Here is a 9,580-nt window from a genome sequence, read left to right on the forward strand (position 1 = left end):
CCATTATTAATATTATTAAGTGTGTTTAAAATGGAATACAAAGGCTCTGAATAATTAGGAGTTGGCTTATTAGCCATATTTGACAGTATATTTCTTTGACCGCGCGAAACATCAATTAAGTCAGCAAGTAAAGGTGAAATTATATGAGTGGATTTAGCCACCTCAGCATTCATATAAGCACCAATTCGTAAAGCCTTTGCTAATTGTGCGGATGATGAATCAAGACCGGAGATAACACCGGGCATAACTGCAAGTTGACCATCTATAACGTGATTATAATGCGGGTCCGTAGGGTCGGGGTCAGGATTGGAACCGCCGTTGTCAGTGCAAGTACCGTTAGCGTCACAAGTTCCGTTCGTGTCATCGGAACCAGTGCAAGTATCGCCAGTCGTGACGAAATAGCCAGTACAATATTGAAGTTTATCAGAACACGTCCAAGTATTTTGCCCCTCGATACCCTCAGAGGCTCGACAGCCATCAACACAAGCGGAAGCAATACGAGCAGTGCCAAGTGGCCATTTTAAAGACGGAGTATTTCCAATTGGGCAAACAGCAGCATGAGACGCAACAGAGGTTAGGAACGCGAGCAGTAAGAAGAGAATGAAAAGAGCGGTATTGATTGCGCTACGCATGTAACCCCCCAGAAGTAAGAAAAAACGCCCCAATCAGGAGGCGTTGATACCAGTGTAGACCCCGTAAACGAACGCCCCACCAGTAGACAAAGCAATAAGAACAGTGATGACGTCCGAAACGAGTTCTAACATGTTATTTCATTGCACCTACAATCATGCGCAGACCAAAGCCAACCGCAGCCATTGTAATTAAGCCAACAACAACAAGGCTGTAGTTTGACTGGCCAGAAGTAACAGCCGCTTCGATAGACTCTGGAACAGTAACAGCGAATGAACTTGCAGAAGCTACAGCAGCAGTAACACCAGTTGTGATAGTTGCAGCGTGTTTTTTCATGACGTTGATAAATTTCATAGTATTTACTCTCTTTACTAAGTTAATGATTAACCTCGACCGAGGCCTTTTAAAATACGACCCAAAATATGACCGGACACAAAGGACAATAATAAATAACCTGTTACGTCCGTATATAATTGAGAGTCGATAGTTAACGAACCCAGTGAATTGCTTTGTAATTGTTCCAACTCACTAGGCGTTAATATGACGTAAGTACAATCAAACCCTTGTGGGGCAAGCATTAAATAGCCGTTGTATTGTATTACGCAGTTAGACATTATTTAATTAAACCACACGATTTAAAGTGGGCTTTAATCTCTTCATCCACTGGGATTAATTTCGTGACGATAGAACCCGAAAGAGGGTCATCCATATTTAAGCCTAAATCCACTTCATACTCACGGCGTGGAACGAGAGCACCAACACGCTCAAGCTCAAGCGCATAGTTAAAGTCAATGATTAGCGGCTGGTCATACTTGGAGACTTCACCCGATTCACCAACAGTACGACGAGTCATTTTAAACTTGTCGTTATCAATATTAAGCGGCTTCAGAGGACGCGAAATATTAAGTTGTGCGAATTCGCCTTTAAAATCGTTTTTGAAGAATGAAATACCCAATACAAAAATAGATGGACGAGACATAGTAATTTACTCCAAAGCATTAATTAATTTTCGGTGCATAGAGGGACACAATAAAACCGTATCGTCCCTAACCAAGGTGGTGACAACTTTTTCAAAGTCGCATTGATAAAGTTCAAGTAAAGAATTAACCAAGCGGCCATATTGTCGCTTAGCCCAATAAGACGCAGCTAATACATCACAAGCAACGCGCTTTCTAGATTTAGTTTTTGTTATTACAGGCTCAACGGTATTTGAGAGTAAAGAGGCGGCATAAGCATTTAATGCAACAAAGCCCCCGACAGGATTTAATAATATATCCGTGTCCCATTTTTTTAATTCAACCTCAGAGCGATACCACGAAAAATCCTCAGCCGTAATATTACGCTCTAATTTCTTGTTATAAACGCGCCAATATACGAGCGATTGACGAGAGCCGAAATTGCGCTCTTCACGAGAAAATATTTTATTGCCGTTCTCGTCCCAATCCCATTCATCACCATTGGAGACTTTAGGACTGAAGCCACGAGAACGCTTAAAGCCACCGAGACGCGAAACGTTTTCCGCAGCCTCACAAGTATGTAAACCATCGTAATCATCAAAGGCTAAATCAATACGCGAGAGTTGCTTACAGCATAAAACCGTTGAAATCCAATGATGCAAGAAACGACAAGAGCGATTCGCAAACAGATGTTTGCAGCCGTGGCCTGTAATCTGAAAATGCACAGTGTCGCGATTTCCGCCAAACCCAACTTGGCCGCAATAGTCATCGCCATATTCGGAAGTTAATACAAACGAATCCTCGTAGAACTGGAAGCCTTTACCACGTGGTGAGCCGTAGTTAAAACCAAGCACGTATTGAATAAAACGTCTTAACGTTTCTTGCAGGTAATCCATTGTCACTTCACGGAAGTAGCGGTTATAAGCCTCAATATCATCAATCGTTTTCGCATGATGTTGTGAGAACTTAGGAGCCTCAGGAAAGTGAATACCAGAGTAGGGCGCGTCTTTTTTGCAGTGACGTAGGTCAGCCAATTTAACGGTAAAACAGAGGTAATCGATAATCACAGGTGATTGCTCGTAGTCCTCGATAAAGGTGTATTCGTTAACGGTATGGTTAACAAACTCAGGGCGTAGACCGGATTTTTTAGGGCGATACACATAGTCAGATTGTACTTTGTGACCTTGTGACTTTTTCCCGAAGACCTGAACGTTGTCCATATTAAGCTGATAAAGCATACCTGAGCGGCAGTCAGGACAGCAGCAATTGACCGGAGATTCGTAGTTAGTACCACAGTCCATACAGGCGAATTTCATGATTCAATCCCCATGATAGCCAGACGCTCGGTCAGTGTGGTGTTGGTGATATCAACCAGTTTATAATACAAGCCTTGAGTGTTGAGATAGTTAACAAGGCCAGTGTAAGAGCTGAAATAATCCCATTCGCCGGAAATGTAGACAGATACGGAGTTGTCAGGCATTAAGTCGTAGTAGATTTTTTCAGCAGCCATGATTAACGAGCCTCGATTTTTGCATTAACTGCATGAATCAAGCGACGTGTCATTTCACAATCAGCTAAGGCGCGGTGAGCGCTAAGGTCTGAAACGTCAACACCTTGTTGCTTGCAAGCGTTGGTAAGAGATTGCCAGCGGTAACCACCGTTAACAGTGTCAGGATGCCCCCAAAACTGAGCATACCAACGCATAGCGCAAACACCACCGCCGAAAAAGTGAACGAGGTTAGCAACTGGATAGTCAAATGGGCGTAGAGACTGAGCAAACATGCGATAGTCAAAATCAAGGTTGTAAACGTAGACAGCAGAGTCAGATAGGTAACCTTTGATGTCGTTCCAGACCTTATCAAAGGCAGGCATATCAATAACCATATCGCTAGTAATGCCGTGGATTGCAGTAACTTCAGGAGAGATTAGACATAAAGGATTAACAAGACTGCTATAAAGCTTAATGCCAGTTTGAGCATCAATGATTGAAACTTCACAGATACGAGCGTCAGAGTCTAGGCCCGTGGTTTCGGTATCGAGAATAACAGCGTTTTCTAAATTAAGTGTTTGCATGACAACCCCCTAAAGTTGTTTGAGCGGCCACCCCAGAAGCTTAGGGAGCGACCAGAGCGGCCTAATGGGTGAAGCTCTCGGCGAATGTCCGGAACGCATAAGCGATGTGGTTAGTCTTAGAGAGCTTCAAATTCCGATTTAACGGAAGAGTAAATCCGTTTATCCGGAAGTTCAAGATACGAAGAATCGGAAGAAATGAGCTAGAATGATCAAAACGGAGGGATTGCCATGTACCAGAGTCAGCTGTTAGATGCCTATAAAAAGGCTCAAAACTATGTACAAGACAAACAGATTGCCCATGATTTGAATGTACAAGCGTCAAGAATCAGCGAAATGCGCAAAGGTGTACGCTATATATCTGATGAAGAAGCAGTTTTTTTAGCGGAACAAGCAGGAATTGACCCAGAACTGGCATTGCTCGGATGTCATGCAGACAGGAACAAAAACCCAAGAATAAAACAGCTATGGGAACACATAGCAAAAAAGCACAACGGGCTAGGATTAAGAACAATATCAATGGGTTGCGGAGCATTGGCGTTAGCGATTAGCACGCCTAAAGAAGCGGTATTACAGTGCGCATTATATATCTTATGTTAAATAAACAATGAAAAAAAGAAAGCGCCACGCCTTTGTACGCTTTCTAAGGATGTAGCCATTAAACACAATCAGCATTTACCATAAAATACCTAATAACCAGTCTGATAATCGAAGATTTCATTCTAGCTATTAATGCGTTAGTTTCCTGCTAGTTTAACTTTGAAACCTTTCTTTTCTAGATAAGCTTTAATTTTGTCCCGAGCATCACCTTGTATCTCTATTTCGCCATCTTTTACCGAACCACCACACCCACAACTTTTCTTGAGTTCTGCCGCGAGTAACTTTAATGCAGTATCATCTAAATCCAAGCCGGTTACGATGCTTACGCCTTTTCCTTTTCGCCCTTTAGTATGACGATGGATTCTCACTATTCCATCTCCTTTAGGACGCTCTATAACTTCGGGCTCAGCTTTAATACGACCTAAATCAGTAGAATATACAAGTGTCATAAATCATTTACTTCTTTAATTGTTCTGCTTTCTGTTTTGCAAGCAAATAAGCTTCGATATGTTTTTGAATAGCCACTTTTGAACCTTTGATTAAGCGACCATTGAAAAAGCAATACCACCCATTGAGCTCACCTGTATCATTCTTCAGTGTAAAGCCGCCAAATTGCTCTTGTTTACCATTTGGAGCTTCTCGCTTCTTACCTACCGCACTGAACTCTCTAGGATCAATGATAGAGGCAGTATCACACCACCAGTCTATGCTTTTTTTAACTGCCGCAAGGTTACCAGTCAAAACATGGTTTTTGATCTTAACTTGCCATATATCTGTAGAGTTAGGCGCAGATGTAAGGGTAAATCCTCGATACGTCGCTATAGCCATATGTTATTGGTCTTTTTAATTATAGGTTAGTTAAATAATAATTGTATCTTCACCGTTATCAAGTATATTTATCGATAAACCATATTGTTATAGTGCATCAAGATGAAAAAAAACATCCCTCTCATCACAGATCCTATGATTTTAAAACAAAAGGTTACCGAATTTTCCGACACAGTTTGCTTTGAACAATTTCAACATTTGACACATTGGCAATATTCGAAGAACTCCGCTTTGGCCATGACTAAAGATTGGAATCATTTTGTTACATTTTGCAAAATAAGATGTGTTACTCCTCTTCCTGGCTCAACAACAGCTGTTAGGCAATTTATCGAAACGGAAGCTCGTTTGAGAAAATACGCGACTATCAGGCGTTACATGGTCACCATTGGTATCATCCATCGCCTACTTTCGATGAAAGACCCTACGCAAAACCGACTCACTCAACTTTCTTTGTTTCGTCTTAAAGGAGAGAAAGGTGATGATGCTAAGCAAGCGACACCGTTAACGAAAAAACATTTATTAGCACTAGATATACAACTTATTCATTCACCTCACAAAAAGGATATCCGCGATCTTGCAATCTATTATGTGATGTTTGAGTGTGCTTTGAAACGAAGTGAGCTTAAAAAACTAAGTACAGGCCAAGTCTTAACTGTGGATGGGCAAATGAAGATCATCGTGGGAAATGTCGATTATTATCTTTCTGAATCGGCCTCTCTTGCACTTAAAAAGTGGCTACAATTACTCAATAAAGAATCGAACATTGTGTTTTGTTCAATCGATCGCCATGGCAATATTTCAAATAGATCTTTAAATGATGCATCTATTTTCCGTATCTTACGTCATGCAGGGCAACGTTTAGGCATATTTGAATTGAGGTTTTCAGGCCAATCAACCCGTGTTGGTGCGGCTCAAGAACTGGCTAAACAAGGTTATAAAACTCAAGATATTCAGCAATTTGGACGATGGTTAAGCCCTGCAATGCCAGCTCAATACATTGGTAAACTCGACATTGCAGAAAGTGAACAGATGAAATTTAAGGTCATTAAACCTTTTGATTGAGTGACGTTGTCACGCAATTGGCTAGAAATTCATGAAACCTATGCCCATTATGCTCTAACATTTTAGGAAACATTGAAATGGGAGTCATGCCAGGGAAGGTGTTAACTTCATTAAGATAAATGTTTCCCTCTGGGGTTAAAAAGAAATCAATACGTGCAAGGTGCCTAAGCTTCATGTGGGTAAAAACCCTAGCAGCACAATCACTTATCATTTCCAATTGATCTCTGGTTAAATTCTGAGCTTGTACTTCAGTCATCGAATGGCTAGTCGCACTGTATTTTTCTTCATAAGTATAAAATGCGTCTTCTGGTGCGATGATCTCACCCGGCTTAGAAAGATATAAAACACCATCAAGCTGATAAGCGGCAACTTCTAATTCCCTAGGTTTCACTGCTTTTTCAACCAGAACTTGTTCCGAGTAGCTAAAAGCCGCATCGATTGCGCTGTTGAGCTGGGAAACCTCGGTGACTTTGTAACAACCAACAGATGAGCCTTGTCTCGCCGCTTTAATAAACACACTTCCCCATTTTTCCAGAGCCTGCTTACACTGCTGATGCGCTTGTGCATTATTTTCTGAAAGAAAAAGATAAGGTGTATTAGGAATACCCAGCGCATCGTACCAAAGCTTAGATGTAATTTTATTAAAGCTGTTAGCACTGGCTTCTGGACCACAACCTAAATATGGGATGCCAGCCAGCTCGAGCATCGATTGAATGTCGCCCGTTTCCCCTGGATAACCATGAATGCAAGGAACCACAAAATCGATATTGACGGCGACACCATTGGTATTCAAAGTCGCAGCATTCGTATCTAAGTAACTCAGATCGCCCTTTTCACTGTACCAACCATCGGGTCGCATTTCGACGCGAATAACTTGAAAACCTTCTGTTTTTTCAAGTTGTACTTGTAAATAGTTGGCTGACACAAGTGACACTTCATGTTCTGACGAACCGCCACCACATAATAATAGGATTGTTGTTTGAGTCATTAAAATCTGTCCATGCTGCTGACGAATAAACTATAAAGCATGATAATCAATTCAGTGTGAAGTTACACGGTTTTAGCCAAGGAAAACCTTTTTACCGTTGTAACAGGCTAAGTTATAAGCAATAAAGGGGCATAAGCCCCTTTGATCATTTATTCGCGATAAAATCCAGAATCAGTTCAACTTGTTGAGTGTCGGAAATTCCGAATTTTTGATGGTATCAATACTTTTGGCAAAAGGTTTCATAGCTTGAAACTCGGCTGGCAGTGTTTTGATTGCTTCAACAGCATCGGCACGAGTTGCGTAGTCACCATAAAGTACGGTGTACCACTTGGTTCCGTTCACCACTTTATAATTTTCCCAAATAGGTTGGCCGTCAGAATTCGGCAGTTTGCTGGCAAACTGATCAACTTTATTCTGTGATCCAACAGCAACGACCTGAATGGTGTAGCCAAAACGCGGATTCATTGCCGTCTGTTTAGCTGTCGGTGGAATGAGCGCTACTGCGGCTTTGCTTTGAGGGCTCATCTTAACGACTTTTTTCTCTGTATCGTTAGGAGACATCTTCACCACATTCGTTTCGACATTGCTCTCAGAAATTCCAGTAGCCATGCCTTCTTGAGCGACTACTGGTTGCTGAACCGGAGCAACTTTATACTCTTCACGATGGCTTTCAGAGGTGACATCGGTAATGTATGTATCAGATGCACAGGCAGCCAGAAGCACTGATAAACCGACAATTGTGATTTTTTTCATGAATTGTTCAACGCCTTAAGTAGAAATTACTATAAATCATGCCGATAGCGACGCTCAGAATCAAGCTCGCTTTGTGATTATATACCCTTGTACTGTGATTTATGGCACAAAGTCGCAGTTGTCTCACGACGTAATGATCACAATCAAACCAATATAGTGAACAAGGATAGCATTTGTTCGCTAAGCTAACGGTAATTCGTGAGTGAAAGGTTCATCAACATGAACAATTTAAATCCATTCCTGAAACCAAAATCGATCGCGGTTGTTGGTGCATCAGTACGCTCGCTTCGTGCTGGCAATATCGTGATGAAGAACCTACTTCAAGGAGGCTTCGATGGTGCGATTATGCCTGTCACGCCTTATTATCCATCCGTCTGTGGCGTATTGGCCTACAAAAGTATCGAATCTCTGCCTATCGTCCCTGATATTGCGATTTTATGCACGCACGCAACACGCAACGTCACCTTATTTAAGCAATTGGCAGATAAAGGCATCAGCTCCGTCATCGTACTTTCATCTGATATGTATACTGAAGATGCTCAAGGAGTCGAAATCCAAGCCCAATGTTCTAGAATTGCAAAATCGGCAGGAATGCGCATTTTGGGTCCCAATAGCTTAGGGCTGATCCTACCTTGGTTAAATTTCAACGCTTCGTTTTCTCCTGTCACAGCCTTAAAAGGTAACATTGCCTTTATTTCACAATCTGCAGCGGTTTGTACCACGATTTTAGATTGGGCAAATGACAAAGAGATCGGATTTTCAGCATTTATTTCTCTTGGTAATGCCAGCGACATCGATTTCTCTGACTTGCTTGATTGCCTGAGCACGGATAGACACACCCAAGCCATTTTGCTTTATGTTGATACGATTAAGGATGCTCGCCGTTTTATGTCGGCAGCGCGTGCCGCGTCACGTAACCGGCGAATCTTAGTATTAAAAGGAGGAAGAACGCTTGCTGGACGTAAAGCGGCGCAAGCACATACTGGTGGAGACAATACACTCGACATTATTTATGACTCCGCAATTCAACGCACGGGTATGTTACGGGTGAACAATACCCATGAACTCTTTGCCGCTGTTGAAACACTCACTCACTCCGTTCCATTACGAGGTGAACGTCTTGCTATTATTACCAATGGTGGCGGGCCAGCTATTATGGCCGTCGATACTTTGTTAGATCGAGGCGGAAAACTTGCCGATCTTGAAGAGTCTACTTATCAAAAACTAAATCAGTGCCTGCCTAAAAGTTGGTCTCACAGTAATCCGGTCGATATGGTGGGTGATGCGGATCATACTCGCTACGTTAATACACTAAATGTGCTGCTAGATAGTGATAAAACCGATGCCATTCTCATTATGCACAGCCCATCTGCGATTGCGCAGTCTGAGCAAACCGCTCAAGCGGTGGTCGACGCCATTAAAGCGCACCCTCGCCATAAACGTTTTAACATCCTAACCAATTGGTCAGGAGAACTTACCGCGCGCCCGGCTAGACAAATATTTACCCAAGCGGGCATCCCAACCTATCGAACGCCAGAAAGTGCAGTAGTGGCATTCATGCACTTAGTCGAGTACCGTCGAAATCAAAAACAACTAATGGAAACGCCGACAACCGCAGAACCCGTCCATGTATCAGAAATACACAGCGCGCAGCAATGGATAGCGGAGCAACTAGGCATACACCCTACCCGTC

13 protein-coding genes and 1 pseudogene are annotated in these 9,580 nt (G+C 42.3%); 3 read left to right on the top strand and 11 right to left on the bottom strand.

The features are described 5' to 3' along the window. The 7 genes and pseudogenes from AACU59_RS00730 to AACU59_RS00760 form a co-directional block, all read right to left on the bottom strand. Window positions 1–632: pseudogene (locus tag AACU59_RS00730) on the bottom strand (hypothetical protein); the annotation flags it as partial. A gap of 133 nt (window positions 633–765) precedes the next feature. Further along, the gene (locus tag AACU59_RS00735) at window positions 766–984 is read right to left on the bottom strand and encodes a hypothetical protein (RefSeq protein WP_017041960.1); all 219 of its coding nucleotides are present in this window, start codon (window positions 982–984) and stop codon (window positions 766–768) included. A 29-nt stretch (window positions 985–1,013) separates the two neighbouring features. Further along, the gene (locus AACU59_RS00740; protein WP_181185555.1) at window positions 1,014–1,244 is read right to left on the bottom strand and encodes a hypothetical protein; all 231 of its coding nucleotides are present in this window, start codon (window positions 1,242–1,244) and stop codon (window positions 1,014–1,016) included. Then, window positions 1,244–1,609, bottom strand: coding sequence for a DUF1293 family protein (locus AACU59_RS00745; RefSeq protein WP_094144784.1), 366 nt, complete (start codon window positions 1,607–1,609; stop codon window positions 1,244–1,246). The genes AACU59_RS00740 and AACU59_RS00745 overlap by 1 nt, the downstream gene beginning before the upstream one ends. Before the next feature lie 6 nt (window positions 1,610–1,615). Continuing rightward, window positions 1,616–2,902 carry a replication initiation factor domain-containing protein gene (locus tag AACU59_RS00750; protein ID WP_237666597.1) on the bottom strand — a complete coding sequence of 429 codons (1,287 nt, stop codon included), beginning with the start codon at window positions 2,900–2,902 and terminating at the stop codon, window positions 1,616–1,618. Beyond that, entirely contained in the window at window positions 2,899–3,096 is a 198-nt protein-coding gene (locus tag AACU59_RS00755) for a hypothetical protein (RefSeq protein ID WP_094144785.1), read from the bottom strand. Before AACU59_RS00755 ends, AACU59_RS00750 begins: the two co-directional genes overlap by 4 nt. Before the next feature lie 2 nt (window positions 3,097–3,098). Further along, window positions 3,099–3,659, bottom strand: coding sequence for a 3'-5' exonuclease (locus AACU59_RS00760; protein ID WP_094144786.1), 561 nt, complete (start codon window positions 3,657–3,659; stop codon window positions 3,099–3,101). A gap of 228 nt (window positions 3,660–3,887) precedes the next feature. Between AACU59_RS00760 and AACU59_RS00765 the strand changes: the two genes are divergently transcribed. Continuing rightward, entirely contained in the window at window positions 3,888–4,256 is a 369-nt protein-coding gene (locus tag AACU59_RS00765) for a DUF3693 domain-containing protein (protein ID WP_094144787.1), read from the top strand. 137 nt (window positions 4,257–4,393) lie between these two features. Here AACU59_RS00765 and yciH read toward each other — a convergent pair whose 3' ends face one another. Both yciH and AACU59_RS00775 read right to left on the bottom strand, forming a co-directional pair. Further along, entirely contained in the window at window positions 4,394–4,705 is a 312-nt protein-coding gene (yciH, locus tag AACU59_RS00770) for a stress response translation initiation inhibitor YciH (protein ID WP_094144788.1), read from the bottom strand. Window positions 4,706–4,712: 7 nt separating this feature from the next. After that, the gene (locus AACU59_RS00775; protein ID WP_013867787.1) at window positions 4,713–5,084 is read right to left on the bottom strand and encodes a DUF3319 domain-containing protein; all 372 of its coding nucleotides are present in this window, start codon (window positions 5,082–5,084) and stop codon (window positions 4,713–4,715) included. A gap of 102 nt (window positions 5,085–5,186) precedes the next feature. On the opposite strand from AACU59_RS00775, the gene AACU59_RS00780 reads away from it, so the two are divergent. Beyond that, entirely contained in the window at window positions 5,187–6,146 is a 960-nt protein-coding gene (locus tag AACU59_RS00780; protein ID WP_161437675.1) for a tyrosine-type recombinase/integrase, read from the top strand. Here AACU59_RS00780 and AACU59_RS00785 read toward each other — a convergent pair. Further along, complete coding sequence (locus AACU59_RS00785) at window positions 6,130–7,134, bottom strand: D-alanine--D-alanine ligase (protein WP_161437676.1); 1,005 nt, start codon at window positions 7,132–7,134, stop codon at window positions 6,130–6,132. The genes AACU59_RS00780 and AACU59_RS00785 overlap by 17 nt on opposite strands. 171 nt (window positions 7,135–7,305) lie before the next feature. Then, entirely contained in the window at window positions 7,306–7,887 is a 582-nt protein-coding gene (locus tag AACU59_RS00790; protein ID WP_094144810.1) for an SPOR domain-containing protein, read from the bottom strand. Between the two features lie 219 nt (window positions 7,888–8,106). On the opposite strand from AACU59_RS00790, the gene AACU59_RS00795 reads away from it, so the two are divergent. Further along, window positions 8,107–9,580: acetate--CoA ligase family protein (locus tag AACU59_RS00795; RefSeq protein WP_237666598.1), on the top strand; the 1,474-nt coding region annotated here is incomplete at its 3' end.

This window comes from Vibrio sp. V23_P3S9T160 (genome assembly GCF_963886625.1).
Taxonomy (GTDB): Bacteria; Pseudomonadota; Gammaproteobacteria; order Enterobacterales; family Vibrionaceae; genus Vibrio; species Vibrio anguillarum.

Excerpts from the sequence above, each read along its gene's own strand:
- AACU59_RS00735 (WP_017041960.1), bottom strand. The coding sequence starts at position 984 with ATGAAATTTATCAACGTCATGAAAAAACACGCTGCAACTATCACAACT.
- AACU59_RS00740 (WP_181185555.1), bottom strand. The coding sequence starts at position 1,244 with ATGTCTAACTGCGTAATACAATACAACGGCTATTTAATGCTTGCCCCA.
- AACU59_RS00745 (WP_094144784.1), bottom strand. The coding sequence starts at position 1,609 with ATGTCTCGTCCATCTATTTTTGTATTGGGTATTTCATTCTTCAAAAAC.
- AACU59_RS00750 (WP_237666597.1), bottom strand. The coding sequence starts at position 2,902 with ATGAAATTCGCCTGTATGGACTGTGGTACTAACTACGAATCTCCGGTC.
- AACU59_RS00755 (WP_094144785.1), bottom strand. The coding sequence starts at position 3,096 with ATGGCTGCTGAAAAAATCTACTACGACTTAATGCCTGACAACTCCGTA.
- AACU59_RS00760 (WP_094144786.1), bottom strand. The coding sequence starts at position 3,659 with ATGCAAACACTTAATTTAGAAAACGCTGTTATTCTCGATACCGAAACC.
- AACU59_RS00765 (WP_094144787.1), top strand. The coding sequence starts at position 3,888 with ATGTACCAGAGTCAGCTGTTAGATGCCTATAAAAAGGCTCAAAACTAT.
- yciH (WP_094144788.1), bottom strand. The coding sequence starts at position 4,705 with ATGACACTTGTATATTCTACTGATTTAGGTCGTATTAAAGCTGAGCCC.
- AACU59_RS00775 (WP_013867787.1), bottom strand. The coding sequence starts at position 5,084 with ATGGCTATAGCGACGTATCGAGGATTTACCCTTACATCTGCGCCTAAC.
- AACU59_RS00780 (WP_161437675.1), top strand. The coding sequence starts at position 5,187 with ATGAAAAAAAACATCCCTCTCATCACAGATCCTATGATTTTAAAACAA.
- AACU59_RS00785 (WP_161437676.1), bottom strand. The coding sequence starts at position 7,134 with ATGACTCAAACAACAATCCTATTATTATGTGGTGGCGGTTCGTCAGAA.
- AACU59_RS00790 (WP_094144810.1), bottom strand. The coding sequence starts at position 7,887 with ATGAAAAAAATCACAATTGTCGGTTTATCAGTGCTTCTGGCTGCCTGT.